The organism is Aliidiomarina taiwanensis (genome assembly GCF_003987015.1).
GTDB lineage: Bacteria > Pseudomonadota > Gammaproteobacteria > Enterobacterales > Alteromonadaceae > Aliidiomarina > Aliidiomarina taiwanensis.
The window spans coordinates 497,640-516,507 of the sequence record NZ_PIPQ01000001.1 but is presented as its reverse complement, the minus strand read 5'-3'; the positions used below and the strand labels follow the sequence as shown (position 1 = coordinate 516,507).

Annotated in this window: 13 protein-coding genes; 6 read left to right on the top strand and 7 right to left on the bottom strand. The window is 48.3% G+C overall.

The features are described 5' to 3' along the window. Positions 1–33: 33 nt before the first annotated feature. The 6 genes from rpsA to gyrA form a co-directional block, all read right to left on the bottom strand. Entirely contained in the window at positions 34–1,707 is a 1,674-nt protein-coding gene (gene rpsA / locus CWE15_RS02340) for a 30S ribosomal protein S1 (protein WP_126756436.1), read from the bottom strand. A 134-nt stretch (positions 1,708–1,841) separates the two neighbouring features. Beyond that, positions 1,842–2,591 (bottom strand): (d)CMP kinase, encoded by a 750-nt coding sequence (gene cmk / locus CWE15_RS02335; RefSeq protein WP_126756435.1) that lies wholly within the window; start codon positions 2,589–2,591, stop codon positions 1,842–1,844. Positions 2,592–2,694: 103 nt separating this feature from the next. Continuing rightward, the gene (aroA, locus tag CWE15_RS02330) at positions 2,695–4,002 is read right to left on the bottom strand and encodes a 3-phosphoshikimate 1-carboxyvinyltransferase (protein ID WP_126756434.1); all 1,308 of its coding nucleotides are present in this window, start codon (positions 4,000–4,002) and stop codon (positions 2,695–2,697) included. Beyond that, the gene (hisC, locus tag CWE15_RS02325) at positions 3,992–5,101 is read right to left on the bottom strand and encodes a histidinol-phosphate transaminase (protein WP_198674970.1); all 1,110 of its coding nucleotides are present in this window, start codon (positions 5,099–5,101) and stop codon (positions 3,992–3,994) included. Before hisC ends, aroA begins: the two co-directional genes overlap by 11 nt. Positions 5,102–5,142: 41 nt before the next feature. Continuing rightward, positions 5,143–6,219 (bottom strand): 3-phosphoserine/phosphohydroxythreonine transaminase, encoded by a 1,077-nt coding sequence (gene serC, locus CWE15_RS02320; RefSeq protein ID WP_126756849.1) that lies wholly within the window; start codon positions 6,217–6,219, stop codon positions 5,143–5,145. Between the two features lie 7 nt (positions 6,220–6,226). Next, complete coding sequence (gene gyrA / locus CWE15_RS02315) at positions 6,227–8,878, bottom strand: DNA topoisomerase (ATP-hydrolyzing) subunit A (protein WP_126756432.1); 2,652 nt, start codon at positions 8,876–8,878, stop codon at positions 6,227–6,229. Positions 8,879–9,063: 185 nt separating this feature from the next. Between gyrA and ubiG the strand changes: the two genes are divergently transcribed. The 6 genes from ubiG (at position 9,064) to CWE15_RS02285 (ending at position 14,880) form a co-directional block, all read left to right on the top strand. After that, entirely contained in the window at positions 9,064–9,789 is a 726-nt protein-coding gene (gene ubiG, locus CWE15_RS02310) for a bifunctional 2-polyprenyl-6-hydroxyphenol methylase/3-demethylubiquinol 3-O-methyltransferase UbiG (RefSeq protein WP_198674959.1), read from the top strand. Continuing rightward, entirely contained in the window at positions 9,786–10,466 is a 681-nt protein-coding gene (locus CWE15_RS02305; protein ID WP_198674958.1) for an HAD family hydrolase, read from the top strand. Before ubiG ends, CWE15_RS02305 begins: the two co-directional genes overlap by 4 nt. A 310-nt stretch (positions 10,467–10,776) precedes the next feature. Continuing rightward, positions 10,777–13,113, top strand: coding sequence for a class 1a ribonucleoside-diphosphate reductase subunit alpha (gene nrdA, locus CWE15_RS02300; RefSeq protein WP_126756431.1), 2,337 nt, complete (start codon positions 10,777–10,779; stop codon positions 13,111–13,113). 14 nt (positions 13,114–13,127) lie between these two features. Next, entirely contained in the window at positions 13,128–14,258 is a 1,131-nt protein-coding gene (gene nrdB, locus CWE15_RS02295) for a class Ia ribonucleoside-diphosphate reductase subunit beta (protein ID WP_126756430.1), read from the top strand. A gap of 5 nt (positions 14,259–14,263) precedes the next feature. Further along, positions 14,264–14,527, top strand: a complete 264-nt coding sequence (gene yfaE / locus CWE15_RS02290; protein WP_126756429.1) for a class I ribonucleotide reductase maintenance protein YfaE — start codon at positions 14,264–14,266, stop codon at positions 14,525–14,527. Positions 14,528–14,616: 89 nt separating this feature from the next. Then, positions 14,617–14,880 carry a GrxA family glutaredoxin gene (locus CWE15_RS02285; protein ID WP_126756428.1) on the top strand — a complete coding sequence of 88 codons (264 nt, stop codon included), beginning with the start codon at positions 14,617–14,619 and terminating at the stop codon, positions 14,878–14,880. A gap of 59 nt (positions 14,881–14,939) precedes the next feature. Here the strand turns inward: CWE15_RS02285 and hrpA are convergent, their stop codons facing one another. Next, positions 14,940–18,821 (bottom strand): ATP-dependent RNA helicase HrpA, encoded by a 3,882-nt coding sequence (hrpA, locus tag CWE15_RS02280; RefSeq protein ID WP_126756427.1) that lies wholly within the window; start codon positions 18,819–18,821, stop codon positions 14,940–14,942. Positions 18,822–18,868: the final 47 nt, after the last annotated feature.

Below are 18,868 nucleotides of genomic sequence, written 5' to 3'. Positions count from 1 at the left end.
CTTCTTAGTAAGCCGCCATTAGCACCTGCGACATTAGTCGTCAGTTTTAGCAGCTTTAAATGCTTCAGCCATTGCGCTGCTGAAGGCTGTGTCGTCTTGCTTGTTGAGCGTTTCCATTGCTGCTTTTTCTTCAGCTTCGTCTTTCGCTTTAATTGACAAGCTCACAACACGGTTCTTACGGTCAACACCCATGAAGCGTGCTTCTACGCTATCACCAGCAGTTAATACTGTAGATGCATCTTCAACACGCTCACGCGCGATGTCTGATGCACGGATGTAACCTTCAACGCCTTCGCTTAGCTCAACCACAGCGCCTTTCGCGTCAACTTCTTTGATAGTACCTGTAACAATAGCACCCTTCTTGTGTGACGCCAGGTAGTTATTTACTGGGTCTTCAGAAATTTGCTTGATACCTAAAGAAATACGCTCACGCTCTGCGTCTACTTGAAGAACAACCGCTTCTACTTCGTCGCCTTTCTTGAAGTCACGTACAGCTTCTTCACCTGCTGAATCCCATGAGATATCAGACAAGTGAACAAGACCGTCGATGTTTCCGTCAAGACCGATGAAGATACCGAAGTCAGTGATAGACTTGATCTTACCACTTACTTTGTCGCCCTTCTGGAAGCTCTTCGCGAACTCTTCCCATGGGTTCGGCTTACACTGTTTGATACCTAGAGAAATACGACGACGCTCTTCGTCGATTTCAAGGATCATTACTTCAACGGTGTCGTCTAAGTTGACAATCTTAGATGGGTGAACGTTTTTGTTCGTCCAGTCCATTTCAGAAACGTGTACTAGGCCTTCAACGCCTTCTTGTAACTCAACAAAGCAACCGTAGTCAGTTAGGTTGGTTACGCGACCAGATAGGGTTGAACCTTCTGGGTAACGGTTTGAAATTTCGCTCCATGGATCTTCGCCTAACTGCTTCAGGCCTAAAGATACACGGGTACGCTCACGATCGAACTTCAATACTTTACAGTTGATTTCGTCGCCAACATTTACGATTTCACTTGGGTGCTTAACACGCTTCCAAGCCATATCGGTAATGTGCAGTAGGCCGTCTACGCCGCCTAAGTCTACGAACGCACCGTAGTCTGTTAGGTTCTTAACGATACCCTTAACTTCTTGACCTTCTTGTAGGTTCTCAAGAAGCTCATCACGCTCTGCACTGTTTTCTTTTTCAATCACAGCACGACGAGAAACAACAACGTTATTGCGCTTCTGGTCCAGCTTGATTACTTTGAATTCTAATTCACGGTTTTCTAGGTGCGTTGTGTCACGTACTGGACGTACATCAACTAATGAACCTGGTAAGAACGCACGTACGCCGTTAAGGTCAACTGTGAAGCCGCCTTTTACTTTGCCGCTGATAACACCGTTCACAGTTTCTTCGTTCTCGTAAGCAGCTTCTAACTGAATCCAAGCTTCGTAACGCTTCGCTTTTTCACGAGAAAGAATGGTCTCACCGAAACCGTCTTCTACTGCGTCTAGAGCAACTTCTACAGAATCGCCAACTTCGATTTCTAAGTTGCCTTCAGCATTCATGAACTGCTCTGCAGGAATAGCACTTTCTGACTTAAGACCCGCGTCAACTAATACTAGGTCTTTGGTAATCGCAACTACAACACCAGAAACAATTGAACCTGGACGAGTTTCGACTTCTTTGAGGCTTTCCTCAAATAATTGAGCAAAATTTTCTGTCATAATTTAATAACTTCTATTTAAGTTAATACATCCGCACAAAATCCATCTCGACGGGGTTGTTAAAGTTTGTCAGTCACATCCTGTCACCGACGCTTGACGTTAATAAGCCTAATGGCTTACCACTTCAATTTTTCCTAGTCTTGTACTTTTACTTTTGACGCTGATAACTTTTCATGTGCAAATTCAAGCACTTCACTTAAAACTTGCTCAATAGGCTTACCTGTCGAGTCTAGCAAAAGCGCATCCTCCGCAGCTTTCATAGGAGCAACGGAGCGATTAGAATCTCGCTCATCACGGGCATTTATGTCCGCAATAATACTGTTCATATTAGCATCAATGTTCTTTTCCTGCAATTGCAAAAAGCGGCGTTTGGCCCGCTCTTCCGCGCTTGCGGTCAGGAATATTTTTACTTCAGCAGAAGGGAAAACCACGGTCCCCATGTCCCGGCCATCGGCAATTAAACCGGGGAATTCACGGAATGCGCGTTGCCGGCGTAACAAGGCCTCACGTACGCGTGGCAGAGCCGCAATGCGAGAGGCTTTCGTGCCCACGTCTTCAGTGCGGATCGTGTCGGTTACATCTTCGCCTTCTAAAACAACATGGGTTTGGCCGGTTTCGTCGCTTACTACAAACTCCACATCTAAGTCGGTAGCAAGGGCTACTAAGCTGTCTTCGTCGCTTTCAGAAACATCATGGTGCATACCAGCAAGGGCTAAAACACGGTAAATAGCGCCACTGTCCAGCAAGTGCCAACCTAATTGGTTCGCCACTAAACGACAGATAGTGCCCTTCCCAGAGCCACCAGGTCCGTCAATGGTAATGACAGGCGCTTGCGAGATGCCCGCTTGCTCTGCAGGTGCATTATTTGATGCAGGTAAAGACATAGTCACCTCAGTTATGTATGTTCATCGCCCCGAAGAGCGTGCGAAATGCGGGCAGATTATACGGCATTTCACAAAAATTGCATTAAGCTAAACGATTAAGTTTTTACGACGTCAGCTGATTGAAGTCGTGAAAAAAAGCAGGATAGGTTTTTTCGCAGCACTGGGGATCGAGAATGGTCACCCCGGCCGCATCGAACGCAAGGAGTGCAAAGCACATGGCCATGCGGTGATCATTGTACGTTTCAATCGTTGCATGCTGGATGGATGTGGCAGCTTGTAAGCTGCTCGGTGGGGTTATGCAAATCCAGTCTTCGCCCTCTTCTACGCCGGCCCCCACCTTTCGTAATTCGGTTGCCATAGCATGTAGTCGGTCTGTTTCTTTAATACGCCAATTACCTATATTGCGAATACAGGTGGTGCCTTGCGCAAAAAGCGCGAGAGTCGCTATGGTCATTGCGGCATCGGGAATTGCATTCAAGTCAAAGTCGCCGCCTTGCAAAGGTCCCGCCTGTACCTCAATGGCATGAGGCTCAATGGTTACTTCAGCACCCATCCGAGCTAACACGTCGGCAAAGGCTTTGTCCCCTTGTAGACTTGCGCTACCCACACCTTCTACGCGGATCTGACCTGCTATGGCGCCCGCAGCTAAAAAGTAAGACGCGGAAGAAGCGTCGCTTTCTACTAAGTAATCGCCTGGGCTTACATAACGCTGTCCGGGCGGTATAAGGAAAGTGCGTTCATCAAGCTGCTCCACTTGTGCGCCAAACTCACGCATCATGGCTAAGGTAATGTCGATGTAAGGTAAAGACACTAAGTCGCCGGTTAATTCCAACCGAGTATTTTCTTGTCCTTCAAGCAAAGGCAATATCATCAGAAGTGCGGAAATGTACTGGCTCGACAAGCTACCGTCGATACTGACTTGGCCACTTAACAGGGTGCTTCCGTTTATTTCTAATGGCGGAAACCCTTCTTCTTCTAGGTAACGAATATCTGCGCCTAATTCACGCAAGGCGTCAACTAAAGGGCCAATTGGGCGTTCTTTCATTCGCGGCTCGCCCGTTAATTCAAAGCTTCCGCTCGATGCTGCTAGCGCAGCACACAAAGGTCGCATGGCGGTTCCTGCATTGCCCAAAAATAATGACACTTGCGCTAATTGGCTGGCAGCAAAAAAGCCGGCGCGGCCTTGCACATGGTACTGCTGCCCTACCTGCTGTACAGAGACGCCTAGTTGTTTCAGTGCGGATAGCATCCAGTGGGTGTCGTCGCTGACCAATAAATTGTCAATGCGCGTGGTACCTTCGGCTAACGCTGCTAACAGCAACGCCCGATTGGAAATGCTTTTTGAACCTGGTAAGCGAATACAGCCCTCGGTTACCCGAGGGCCAGAAAGGGTTAGTGCATTATGCTTCATTTGCAATTGCAACCATGGCGTCTATAAACGCCTGGTTTTCACTCCTTAAACCTATGCTGACACGTAAATGGCGAGGCAGTTCATACCCTGTTACTGGTCGCACAATAACGCCTTTATGCAAGAGTTTTTGATACAAGCCTTCGGCGTCGTCGCCCACCTCAATGGTCAAAAAGTTGCCGTGGGAAGGAATGTAGTTCAAGCCCTGCTGCTCGCAAAAAGCCACCAACTGTGCCATCCCTTCACAGTTTACTTGCACCGAACGTTGCAAGAAGTCTTCATCGGCCAAAGCAGCCATAGCCGCAGTTAAAGCCAACTCATTCATATTGAAAGGCTGACGAATACGGTTCATTAAGTCCGCTACCGCTGGGTGCGTGATGGCGTAACCCGCTCGCAGCCCTGCGAGCCCATAGGCTTTGGAAAAAGTTCGGCTAACAACCAGGTTCGGGAACTCAGCAATCCATTCAATAGAAGGCGCGCGCTCCGCTGCCTCTACATATTCATAATAGGCTTCATCAAGCACTACTAATACATGGCTCGGCACTTGCTGCAAAAATCCATAGAGGGCATCTGCAGTAAGAAAGGTACCGGTTGGGTTATTCGGGTTGGCAATGAAAATCATGCGGGTGCGCTCTGTGACAGCTGCCAACATAGCGTCTAAGTCATGGCCATAGTCTTTGGCGGGCACTGCAATTGGCGTTGCGCCTATGGCTTTTGTCACCAAAGGATATACTACAAAGGCATGCTGTGCGAATATCACTTCATTTTCGGCACTAACATACGTCCGTGCCAACAGCTCTAACACATCGTTCGAGCCATTGCCGAGCGTGATCTGTTCGGGCTGCACACCATATTTTTCAGCCAAGGCTGACTTCAGGTAAAAACCGTTGGCGTCTGGGTAACGGGCGAGCCCTGCAATTTTCTCTTGCAGAGCCTGCGCCACTTTTGGGCTGACCCCAAGGGGGTTTTCATTAGAAGCGAGTTTAACAATGTCCGTCACGCCTAGCTCCCGCTCTAACTCTTCAATAGGTTTCCCGGCTTGATAGGGCTGAAGCCCACGAATTCCTGGTAATGCAAGTTGTGCAGCATCAAAGTCACGCATCATTCTGTCCTTTTTTATTATTATTTGAACGTCAGTGTTTGTTACGTATTTTCTTTGGCAAAGCGGGTCATAAAGTCGACCAATGCTTTTGCGCCTTCGTATGGCATGGCGTTATACATGCTCGCCCGCATGCCCCCTACAAACCGATGCCCCTTCAATGCCAGTAGCCCTTCTGCTTTTGCTTGCTGCAAAAACAAACTATCCAGCTCAGGGTTTTCAAGCTGAAACGGCACGTTCATTTTAGATCGGTTTTTCGGGTGAATGGTATTGCGATAAAAGCTTGAGTTGTCTACGCACTCATACAACAGTTCTGATTTACGCGTATTTAAACTGGCCATAGCTTCAACACCGCCCTCAGCTTTAATCCACTTAAATACTTCACCCGCTAAGTACCAAGCAAAGGTATTTGGCGTGTTGTACATGGAGTGTTCAGCCGCTTGAACCTTATAGTTCATTACGGTGCACACTGTATTTTGCTGTGTTTCCAGCAAGTCTTTGCGAATAATAACCAAGGCTAAACCGGAGGGGCCTATATTCTTTTGAGCGCCAGCATAGATAACCCCAAACTTCGACACATCCAGGGGCTCAGACAAAATAACCGAAGACATGTCCGCCACCAAAGGAGCTGACACCTTGGGTATGTCATGAATGGCAATTCCGTCGACGGTCTCGTTCGGGCAATAGTGAACATACGCAGCGTTTTCACTTAAGCTCCAAGCGGCTTGTTCACGAACTTGTTTTAAGCCGTCTTGCTCGGTCATGACGTCGAGCACATTCACATGAGCTGTGTACTTTTTAGCTTCACGAATAGCAAACTCAGACCAAATACCCGTGTTCAAATAGTCCACAGTGGCATCGGCAGACGCTATATTTTGTGGCACCGCAGAGAACTGCCCGCGGCCACCACCGTGCATAAACAACACGGCATAGTTGTCTGGAATCGCCATTAAGTCACGGACGTCTTGTTCCGCTGTTTCTGTCATCTGTACATACACAGCGTCACGATGGCTCATTTCCATCACAGACACGCCTTGGTTGTTCCAGTTCAGAAGTTCCGACTGAACCTTTTTAAGAACTGGGGCCGGCAGCATTGCCGGCCCCGCAGAGAAATTATACATCACGCCATTATTCCTCTACGTGTTCGTCACTACTGGCGTCATCTGCTGCGTCCGGGGTCGTTTCCTCGGCCCCTTGCTCGTCACCTGGTAGTGCTTCTTCTTCGTCTTCTTCTGCAATTCGGGCAACGCCCACAACCACTTCGTCGTCGCCTGTACGAATGAGGGTAACCCCTTGGGTATTACGTCCCACCAAAGACACTTCATCGACCCGTGTACGCACCAAGGTACCCCGGTTACTAATCAGCATCAGGTGTTCTGCGTCCACCACCTCAAGCGCGCCAACAACACTACCGTTACGCTCGCTTACTTTAATGGACACAACCCCTTTCGTGGCTCGGCTTTTCGCTGGGTATTCGCTGAGTAGAGTACGCTTACCGTAACCATTTTCAGTGACAGTCAAAATAGCTGACTCACCCGCATCGTCACCTTCTTCCACTCCGCGAGGAATGATAAGGGACACGATCCGTTCGTCTTCATCAATACGCATACCGCGAACACCCGTTGCGGTACGACCCATAGAACGCACGTGCTCTTCGTGGAAGCGGACCGCCTTCCCTGAGTCTGAAAACAGCATAATGTCGTTACTACCATCGGTAATATCAACGCCAATCAGCTCGTCTCCTTCGTTTAAGTTCAGCGCGATAATGCCACTAGCACGTGGGCGCGAATACTCAGGTAATGGGGTTTTCTTAATGGTTCCGTTACGCGTTGCCATAATGACAAACTTGTCTTCTTCAAAGTCAGTAATAGGCAAGATAGCCGTAATACGTTCGTCCGACTCCAACGGTAGCAAGTTCACAATAGGACGCCCTCGCGCCGCACGGCTGGCATATGGTAATTGATATGTCTTCATCCAATACACGCGACCGGCACTAGAGAAGCAAAGAATATTGTCGTGCGTGTTCGCAACAAGCAGGCGCTCTATAAAGTCTTCGTCTTTCATACGTGTTGCCGCTTTACCACGGCCACCACGGCGCTGTGCTTCATACTCTGTCAATGGCTGGTACTTCACATAGCCTTCATGGGACAAGGTCACAACAACGTCTTCACGGTCAATTAAGTCTTCCATGTTAATGTCGTGGCTTGCCGCCGTAATTTCTGTACGACGCTCGTCGCCGAACTCGTCTTTTACTTTCTCAAGTTCTTCACGAATCACTTCCATTAAGCGCTCAGAGCTATTTAAAATATGCAGTAGCTCTTCAATGACACTCAATAGGTTCTTATATTCTTCAAGAATCTTTTCGTGCTCTAGTCCCGTTAAACGGTGTAAACGTAGCTCAAGAATAGCTTGTGCCTGTACTTCCGTTAGACGGTACTCATTGGTGTTGATAATACCGTAGCCTTCTTCCACCCACTCCGGGCGTGCTGCGTCAACACCTGCACGCTCGAGCATGGCGGCTACATTGCCGAGTGACCAGCCACGCTCCATAAGCTGAGTTTTGGCCTCAGCCGGTGTCGGAGACGCTTTGATCAGTTCGATCACTTCGTTAATGTTAGCTAAAGCAATCGCCAAGCCTTCAAGGGTATGGGCACGTTCACGCGCCTTGCGAAGCTCAAACACACTCCGGCGTGTAACAACTTCACGGCGGTGCGTAATAAAGGCTTCCAGCATTTCAGCTAAACTAAATAGCTTCGGCTGGCCTTTATCAAGTGCCACCATGTTGATACCAAAAGACACCTGTAGCTGGGTGTTACGGTATAAGTGGTTCAAGATGATTTCGCCTGACTCGCCACGGCGTAACTCAATCACAATGCGCATACCGTCTTTGTCTGACTCATCGCGCAGTGCACTAATACCTTCTACTTTTTTGTCTTTTACCAGCTCCGCAATTTTTTCGATGAGCTTGGCTTTATTCACTTGGTACGGCAGCTCGTGCACGATAATGGTCTCGCGACCGCTGTTCTCGTCCACCTGTACTTCTGCCCGCGCGCGAATGTAAATTTTGCCCCGACCAGTGGTGTAAGCGTCAATAATGCCTTGACGCCCCGACAAAATTCCGGCCGTTGGGAAGTCTGGCCCAGGAATATACTCCATCAGCTCAGGCAAGGTAATGTCAGGGTTTTCGATCATGGCTAAACAGCCATCAATCACTTCATTCAAGTTATGCGGAGGGATATTGGTTGCCATACCAACGGCAATACCAGACGACCCGTTCGCTAACAGGTTCGGGACTCGCGTTGGTAAAACTTCTGGAATTTGCTCTGTACCGTCGTAGTTAGGTACAAAATCAACGGTTTCTTTGTCTAAGTCGGCGAGTAACTGGTGCGATATTTTGGCCATGCGCACTTCTGTATAACGCATCGCAGCCGCCGAGTCACCGTCAACAGAACCAAAGTTACCTTGACCATCTGCCAGCATATAGCGCAATGAAAACGGCTGAGCCATACGAACAATGGTGTCATACACTGCTGAGTCACCATGCGGGTGATACTTACCGATAACGTCACCCACCAAACGGGCAGATTTTTTGTATGGCTTGTTAAAATCGTTCCCTAAAACATTCATTGCGAAGAGAACGCGCCGGTGAACTGGCTTTAACCCGTCTCTCACATCGGGTAATGCTCGACCAATAATAACGCTCATCGCGTAATCTAAGTACGAGTTCTTTAACTCGTCTTCGATATTGACCGGTACAACTTCGTTGGCAAGATCGCTCATATATTTTTTTCCTGAATCAATCGACGTATTCGTTATAGTTATGCGTCTAAATACCACTGCGCTTAATGCAGCGAGCATACCATAAGCTGCCTTTTATGACACTCCCCCGTTGAACGTGCAACTAGTTTCTGCCGTTCTGCTAAGGTAGACTAGCTAGCCTATCAAGTGAAACCAAAAAGAGGCAAATGGTGAGCCAGCCCATGAATGTTGATCCTGCTGAAATTGAAAAGTTTAATGCTATGGCGTCCCGCTGGTGGGACCCTGAAGGCGACTTTAAGCCCTTGCATAAAATAAACCCGTTACGCGTTCAATTTATTGACCAACATGCTGGCGGTCTTGCCGGCAAGAAAGTACTCGATGTGGGCTGTGGCGGAGGCTTACTTACGGAAGCCATGGCACGGGCGGGTGCGGAAGTTACGGGCATCGATATGAGCCCAGACGCCCTGAGCGTGGCTCGCTTGCATGCCTTAGAAAGTGAGCTAAGCATAGACTACCAACAAATTACCGCTGAAGCCTTTGCGGCGGAGCATGCCCAGCAGTTTGATGTGGTGACCTGCTTAGAAATGCTCGAGCATGTCCCTAACCCCGCTGCGGTGATTGCCGCCTGCGCTAGCTTGGTAAAACCCGGTGGACGGGTTGTATTTTCAACGCTAAACCGCACTTTAAAAGCCAAGTTATTTGGTGTGTATATAGCGGAGTATGTACTGCAATGGCTGCCTAAAGGCACCCACGACGCAAGTAAATTTATTCGCCCTTCTGAGCTTATTCGCTCAGCTGAGAGTGCGGGGCTACAAGCGAAAGCCACAACGGGCATCCACTATAACCCGCTGACTTCGGGCTTCTTTTTAAGCGATCGAAACCTCGACGTAAACTACTTAGTTGCCTGTGAAATGCCCGCGGAGCGTTCATGAAAGACATGCCTATGCAGCCTTGCAAAGCCATTTTATTCGACCTAGACGGTACCCTTTTAGACACAGCAGCAGACCTCGGTTTTGCCCTGAACTTAATGCGCTTAGCACGTTCGCTTCCGGCTCTCAGCGATGAGCTTACTCGGCCACTCGCTTCCCATGGCTCCCACGGTTTATTGAGCCTGGGCTTTGCCGACACGTACCCAAGCGCTGACGAAGCCACACAGTTAAGTTACAAAGAAGAATTCCTCGCTTTTTATGCAGAACATGTATGTGTCAACACAAATTGGTTCGAGGGAATGCAGGAAACCATCGAAGCTTTGCATGCAAAAGGCATCGCCACTGGCATTGTGACCAACAAGCCAAGCCGTTTTACCATGCCTATTGTGGCAGAGTTCCCTCTGCTCGCCGACATGCAAGCGATTGTTAGCGGCGACACGCTGCCTATTGCTAAACCTGACCCAGCACCTATTTTATTGGCTGCAGAGCAACTTCAAGTAGCCCCTGAACACTGTTGGTATGTGGGCGATGCCGAGCGCGATATTATGGCGGGGCGAGCGGCTGGCATGAAAACCTTCCTTGCTGAGTGGGGTTATATTGGCCAGAATGACCGCCCTTCTGCTTGGGGAGCTGATGTTCATTTAAGCAAGCCTGAGCATATTTTGAACCACTTGCCTTAAGGCCTTAACAGCTGTCATATGCCACCTGTTATATACAAAATAAGCAATTCCATTCGAAGCAAAAACATTGCAGGATTTTTTTCAATGCAGGAACTAGCTCGCAACTGACAGCAAAGCCGCACCAGATATGCGAAACAAAATTTTCAATATATTGTCCAGTTTTTTATTTTCTTAAAGCCCCTTGATCAGAACCCACTTCCTGACTAGAGTAGCCTTCATACCCAAACACTATATATTGTGTCGTTTTGACCACTGGCGCCAAAACGACCACTATATATAGTGATAATAAAAGTAACCCAAAGAGGGAGCTATGAACCAATCTATTCAAGTCACTAAGCGTGATGGTCGTCGCGAATTACTCGATCTCGATAAAATTCACCGTGTTGTTGGTTGGGCGGCAGAAAACTTAAATAACGTTTCTGTGTCCCAAGTTGAAATTAACGCACAAATCCAATTTTACGACGGTATGCGTACCGACGTGATCCATGAAACGCTCATCAAGGCAGCGGCTGATTTGATCTCTGAAGACGCGCCAGATTATCAGTACATGGCTGCGCGTTTAGCTATTTTCCATTTACGGAAAAAAGCTTATGGTAAATTCGAGCCACCGCACCTATACGACCAAGTAACCAAAATGGTTGCGGACAACCGTTACGACAAACATTTACTAGAAGACTATACAAAAGAAGAGTTCGAGCAAATGAACAGCTTCTTAGACCATAGTCGTGACCTGAATTTCTCCTACGCGGCTGTGAAGCAGTTGGAAGGCAAATACTTGGTTCAAAACCGAGTAACAGACGAAGTCTATGAAAGTGCACAGTTCCTGTATGTACTTGTGGCTGCTTGCTTATTCGCAAACTACCCTAAAGACACGCGCCTCGACTACATTCGTCGTTTCTACGATGCAGCCTCTACCTTTAAACTGTCGCTACCCACGCCGATTATGGCGGGTGTTCGTACTCCGACACGCCAATTTAGTTCATGTGTTCTAATTGAGTCTGACGACAGCCTCGACTCCATTAACGCCACGGCGAGTGCCATTGTAAAATATGTTTCTCAGCGGGCGGGCATTGGTATTAACGCAGGCCGTATTCGTGCGCTAGGTAGCCCCATTCGTGGTGGTGAAGCCTTCCACACAGGCTGTATTCCCTTCTTTAAATACTTCCAAACAGCCGTTAAAAGCTGTTCGCAAGGCGGTGTGCGTGGCGGAGCAGCGACCCTGTTTTACCCCCTTTGGCACCTTGAAGTGGAGTCTCTGCTGGTACTGAAAAACAACCGTGGTGTAGAAGAAAACCGTGTTCGCCACCTAGACTACGGCGTACAATTTAACCGCACTATGTACCAGCGCCTCATTAAAGACGACTACATTACTTTATTTAGTCCGTCGGACACGCCTGGTTTGTATGACGCTTTCTTCGCTGACCAAGACGAATTCGAGCGCTTGTATGTGCAGTATGAAAACGACCCAGACATTCGCAAAAAGCGCATTAAAGCCATCGAGCTATTTAGCTTGTTTATGCAGGAGCGTGCTAGCACAGGTCGTATTTATTTGCAAAACGTTGACCACACAAACAACCATACGCCATTTGAGCCTAAATTGGCCCCTATTCGTCAAAGCAACCTATGCTTAGAAATCGCGTTACCAACCAAGCCATTGCAGCACATTAACGACGAAGAAGGTGAAATTGCCCTGTGTACACTGTCGGCCTTTAACTTAGGTGAAATTAAGTCTCTTGACGACTTTGAAGAGCTAGCTGATTTGTCGGTACGTGCTCTCGATAGCCTTCTCGACTACCAGGACTACCCAGTACCTGCAGCCTACAATGCAAGCATGGGCCGCCGCACCTTAGGTATTGGTGTTATTAACTTTGCCTATTACCTGGCCAAAAACGGTGTACGCTACTCAGACGGTAGCGCCAACGGCCTTGTGCACCGCACCTTTGAAGCAATGCAGTACTACCTGATGAAAGCTTCGAACGAGCTAGCGAAGGAAAAAGGCGCGTGTCCTAAGTTCAACGAAACCAGAACTTCGAAAGGCATTTTGCCCATCGACACGTACAAAAAAGACGTGGACAGCATTTGTTCAGAACCACTCCATTACGACTGGGAAAGCCTCCGTGAGTCCATCAAAAAGTACGGCTTACGTAACTCGACGCTGTCGGCCTTAATGCCGTCTGAAACATCGTCGCAGATATCGAATGCCACCAACGGCATTGAACCTCCACGCGGTCATATCTCGGTGAAGTCGTCAAAAGACGGTGTCATGAAGCAAGTCGTGCCAGAGTTCGAGCGTTTGAAAGACGACTACGAACTGCTGTGGACCATGCCAAACAACAAAGGCTACTTGGAACTTGTAGCGATTATGCAGAAATTCGTAGACCAAACTATTTCTGCCAACACCAACTACGACCCAAGCAAGTTTGAAGGCGGCAAAGTACCTATGCGCCAACTGCTGCAAGACTTACTGCATGCATATAAGCTGGGCGTTAAAACCATGTACTACCACAATACCCGTGACGGTTCTTCAGACAACCAAACCGACTTGTCTGCAGCAACACGTGAGAAGCTTCAAGAAAACGCCAGTGCGGCTGTTACTGCCGTTGTGGAAGACGATGACGACTGTGCCGGTGGAGCTTGTAAAATTTAAGTAGTGAGGAAACTATGCGCTATACAACATTTAATCAGAACAATGTGAACCCACTTGGGGAGCCGATGTTTTTCGGCAACCCAGTGAACGTTGCTCGTTACGACCAGCAGCGCCACAGTATTTTTGAGAAGCTTATTGAAAAACAGCTTAGCTTCTTCTGGCGCCCAGAAGAAGTGGATGTAAGCCGTGACCGCGTCGACTTTCAGGCCATGTCGGAAAGTGAAAAGCATATTTTTATTTCAAACCTGAAATACCAAACATTGCTTGACTCGGTACAAGGAAGAAGCCCGAACATTGCGTTCCTTCCCATTGTTTCCTTGCCAGAGCTAGAAACCTGGATAGAAACCTGGAGCTTCTCTGAGACCATTCACTCACGCTCGTACACGCACATTTTACGCAACCTGTTTACCGACCCAGGTCCGGTGTTCGACGACATTGTGGTGAATGAGCAGATACGTGAGCGTGCCTCAGACATTTCCAAGTACTACGACGACTTGATTTTCTATGTGCAGCTGTGGCAAATCTACGGTGAAGGCACCTTTGAGATTAATGGGGAAACCCATGAAGTCAGCAGGCGCATTTTGAAACGTAAACTCTTCTTGTGTGTCAACTCGGTGAACGCACTAGAAGCCATTCGTTTCTACGTCAGCTTTGCGTGTACCTTTGCTTTTGCCGAGCGCGAACTGATGGAAGGGAACTCAAAGATTATTCGCTTAATTGCGCGTGACGAAAACCTGCATGTCACCTCAACACAGCACATTATAAACCTGTGGCAACATGGTGACGACGACCCAGAAATGAAAGAAGTTGCAGAAGAGTGTCGTGAAGAAGCCTTTGAGATTTTCACCTCTGCTGTTGAGCAAGAGAAGAAATGGGCCGGTTACCTGTTTGAAAATGGTTCCATGATTGGCTTGAACAAAGAAATTCTATGTCAATATGTGGAATACATTGCGAACTTGCGTATGCAAGCCATCGGCTTTGAACCTCACTACAACCAAGTTACCAACCCACTACCATGGATGAATAAATATTTGGTTTCTGACAACGTACAAGTCGCACCGCAAGAGTCAGAGATTAGCTCCTACTTAGTTGGTCAAATTGACAGCGAAGTGAGCGCTGGAGACTTTGGCGACTTTGACCTGTAGTTCTTATGGCTTCAACGCATAAAGTTCAAGTGAATAGCTTACCGGTGGTCGAAGTGACCACCGGTGAGTCTAAGTCCCTACTCCAAGCCCTCGAAGAAGCAGGCCTAGAGCTTAACTACCATTGCCGAACTGGATTCTGTGGCGCCTGCCGCTGCACCCTCACCTCGGGCCAAGTTGAGTACCTGAACGAACCTTTAGCCTATGTACGCCAAGGCGAAATTCTACCTTGTGTCTGCATTGCAAAAAGCGACTTGAGTATTGACCACTAAAAACTATTAAGCCTATCGATAAAGCCCATTGGTTCCTGTTCCGCTTTAATGACATAATAAGCGCAATCGAAACTAGAAAGGAGTATTTCATGTTAACCGTTATTTTTGGACGCGATTCCTGTCCTTTTTGTGTGCGTGCAAAACAAATTGCTGAGCAGCTTGTAGAAAAGCACGACGACTTTGAATACCGCTATGTGGATATTATTAAAGAAGGCATTAGCCGCGCAGACTTGGAAAAAACCATTGGGAAGCCAGCAGAAACCGTGCCGCAAATCTTTATTGATGAAAAGCATATTGGTGGTTGCACCGAATTTGAAGCTTACGCAAAAGAGCATTTAGGCCTTTACGCTTAAGCAAATACAAAAAACCTGCCTAGAGCAGGTTTTTTGTAACTAAAGGTAGCCGCAGCCTCTTAGAGCCCAAGCTCCTTCTGAAGCTGCGTTAAATGACGCTTAAGACGCTGTTCCGACACCGGAAAAGCTGTTCCTAAAACTTGAGCAAACAGAGAAATACGAAACTCCTCCAAATGCCAACGGAAAGCCTGTAAAGGCTCTGGCCTGCTTTTATAGTCTGGCACTTTATTGCATAAGCTTTGCCATTCAGCTTTTATTTTTTCCACTTGCAGCACGCGCAACCTGTCTTTATTTGGGTCCACCGGTAGCTTTTCTAAACGGTACGCTATGCCTTTTAAATAGCGCTCCAAGTCAGCTAAGCGCTCTGTACCAAAGGTGGTAACAAAGCCTGGAAAAATAAGCTCGGACAAGTGGGCTTGTATGTCGTTATACGACTGCATTAAACGCAAGTCCAGCTTCCCTTTTAACCCTTTATTAATGCTGTGGCTAAGCAGCAAACACTGCTCTACGCGTTCAACAATAGCTAAGGTGGTGTCATTCAGCTCTGCCCGCACCTTGTCTACTAGCTGCCTAAAGCTGGGTTCATCTGTGACTGCATGGCCTGCTATAAGCTGGTCGATAGCTGCCATAATACAGTCGTCGATTAAGGCTTCAATACGTCCCCAAGGGTTAAAGTACATCGCCAATTTGGTTTTTGCCGGCAGCGCTTGCTGTAAATATTTTAACGGTGACGACACTTGCAAATAAACCAGGCGGCGCAGCCCTTGTAGCTGTGCCTGCTGTGCATCCTCAGCTTGGTCATAAACACGAATGGCGACCGACTTCCCTTCGTCGGTTAAGGCAGGGTAGGCCTTAATGGCAAAGCGTCCTTGGCGGCGCTCTACGGGCTTTGGTAGCGCGCCAAATGACCAGTCCGTTAATCCCTCTTGTTCAATCTGTTCGCCAGCCGTTTCGGTAATGGTTTCTTGAACTTTGCCTTTCATGCGCTGCTGCAGCTCGCTTAGGTTTCGGCCTTGGCGAACTATCTTGTTGTCTGCATCACGAACCCGGAAGTTTATGCGCAAATGCTCTGGTATCAGTGTCGCATCCCAGGCATCTGTGGGTATCGTCAGCCCTGACATGCGTCTAAGCTCATCGGTCATGGCTTCGAGCAAGGGCGCTGTAAAGGGCTGCACAGCGTCGAGCACAGCCTGCGCATAGTCCGGCGCAGGCACAAAATTACGTCGTAGGCGCTTTGGCAGGCTGCGGATCCACGCGGTGATCAACTCATGCCGCAAGGCGGGCACTTGCCAGTCAAAGCCTGTGTCTTGAACTTGACTTAACGCAGCCAACGGAATGTCAATGTTCACTCCGTCGTCTTTCCTGCCTGGTTCAAAGATATAGTCTAAGGGTAGACGCAAGCTACCCTGCTCCCACTCATCTGGGTAGAGCTGCTCTGTGACATGCTCGGCGGACTGCGCCATTAAGTCGTCACGCTGGAAGAACAAAGCTCGCTGTTGCTCTTTATTTGCTTTGCGCCACCAGGCATTTAAACTGCGATCGTCCAAAATGGACGGGGCAAGCACACGTTCGTAAGCCGCATACAAGGCTTCTTCATCCACTAAAATATCGCGGCGGCGTGACTTTGCTTCAAGCGCTTGAATGTCATCTATTAGTGCTTGGTTCGCAGCCACAAAGGGTGGGGCTTTTTTTACTTCACCCGCCACTAAAGCTTGGCGAATAAATAACTCTCGTGACACCACAGGGTCAATACGGCCATACTGCACACGGCGGCCAGGCACCAACAGTAAGCCATACAAAGTCACTTGCTCAGAAGCAATCACAGCCCCCTGTCGCTTTGAATAACGTGGTTCGTTATAACTTTTTCGCACCAAATGAGCTGCCGCCTGCTCCACCCACTCGGTCTTGATACCCGCCACATAGCGAGCGTACAAGCGCGAAGTCTCCACCAGCTCCGCCGCCATAATCCATTTAGGCTTCGCCTTAAACACCGCAGAGCCTGGAAAAATATAAAAGCGACTTTGCCGTGCGCCCATATATTCAAACTTGTCCTGGCGCGTACCTATGTGTGAAAGCAGCCCCGGCAACATGGCTTGGTGCACATGGTCTTCACTCGCTGGCTCGTCACTTAAAGGGAAGCCAAGCTCGCGCACCGTGTGCCTTAACTGTGTATACACATCGTGCCATTCCCGCACTCGTAAGTAATGAATAAACTCTTTCTTACAGCGTTTCCGAAATTGGCTGGCACTGCCCTCTTTTTGAATGTCTTGTAAGTAGCCCCAAAGCTTTAAATAACTCAAAAAATCCGAATGACTCACCGCAAAGCGGTTATGTAATTCATCCGAACGCTGCTGCTTGTCATGGGGCCGCTCGCGCGGGTCTTGAATGCTTAAAGCGGCCACTATCACGAGTACCTCACGGGTACAGTTTAATGGCCCACTAGCAAGCACCATGGCACCTAATCGTGGGTCTATGGGTAAACGCCCCAACTGTCGACCCAAACTGGTTAGCTTTAACTGCTGATGGCCCCGCCGGCCACGCATGGAAACAGCTTGAAGCTCTTCGAGCAGTTTTAAGCCGTCATTAATATAACGCTCGTCGGGCCGTTGTAAAAATGGAAAACGACGAATATCACCCAGCTTTAAACTGGCCATTTGTAAAATAACCGAGGCTAAGTTTGTTCTTAGTATTTCCGGGTCTGTAAACTCAGGCCTGTTTAAATAGTCCTCTTCACTGTATAAGCGAATACAAATACCCGGGCCAAGTCGCCCGCAACGCCCAGCCCGTTGGTTCGCACTTGCCTGTGAAACGGGTTCAACAGGTAAGCGTTGGACTTTTGTACGGTAGCTATAGCGACTAATACGGGCCAGTCCCGTGTCAATAACATAGCGAATTCGGGGCACAGTTAACGACGTTTCTGCAACGTTCGTGGCTAGCACAATGCGCCGGCCACCGCGGGGTTGGAATACTCGGTTTTGCTCTTGCGCTGACAAGCGTGCATATAAAGGAACAATATCAACCAGGGTGCCACTGCCGGAACGGTTAAAGGCATCGTTTAAACTGTCGGCTAAGTCGCGAATTTCACGTTCACCACTTAAAAACACCAAGATATCACCTGGCCCTTCTCGCATCAGCGACTCGGCTGCATCGATAACACCTTGGTGTAAGTCTTGGTCTTCCTCTTCAGAAATAGGCTGATAGCGGACTTCCACGGGATACGTACGTCCACTCACTTCTATCACAGGCGCATCATGAAAATGCTGAGAAAATCGTTCTGTTTCAATCGTGGCAGATGTAATAATAAGCTTTAAGTCTGGTCGTTTTGGCAGCAGCTTATGTAATACGCCTAAAAGAAAGTCGATGTTCAGACTACGTTCATGGGCTTCATCAATAATGATGACTTCATAGTCACTTAAAAAAGGGTCGTTTTGCAGCTCTGTCAATAAAATACCGTCGGTCATTAATTTAACTGACGTTTGGTCACTTGTCTGATCTTGAAAACGAATCTTATAAGAAACAAGTGTTTGCCCTAATTCTCCCACTTCTTCTTGAATACGCGATGCCACCGAACGGGCTGCTAACCGGCGTGGCTGTGTATGACCAATAACGCCCGCGGCACCATAGCCCATATCTAACAGCATTTTCGGTAGTTGGGTGGTTTTCCCAGAGCCTGTTTCACCGGCTAATACTGTGACTTGGTTGTCAGCTATGGTCTGCTGAATACGCTCACGCTCTACACTGACGGGCAAGTCGTCGGAAAAGTGAATGGTCGGAATACGCGCTCGCCGTTCGCTCACCCAAGCACGGGAGCTTTCAATGTCGTGCTGCAAACGTTCAAGGGCTTCGGTGCTGGCTTTCTTTTGTAAACGGCGAAGCCGTTGCTTGAAGGAAAAGCGGTCACGGCTTCGGCATTCGGGCAATAAACTAAACAGATGCTTCATAAACTCATTACAACAGGAATGTAAGCTGCTAGTTTAGCAAAAATATA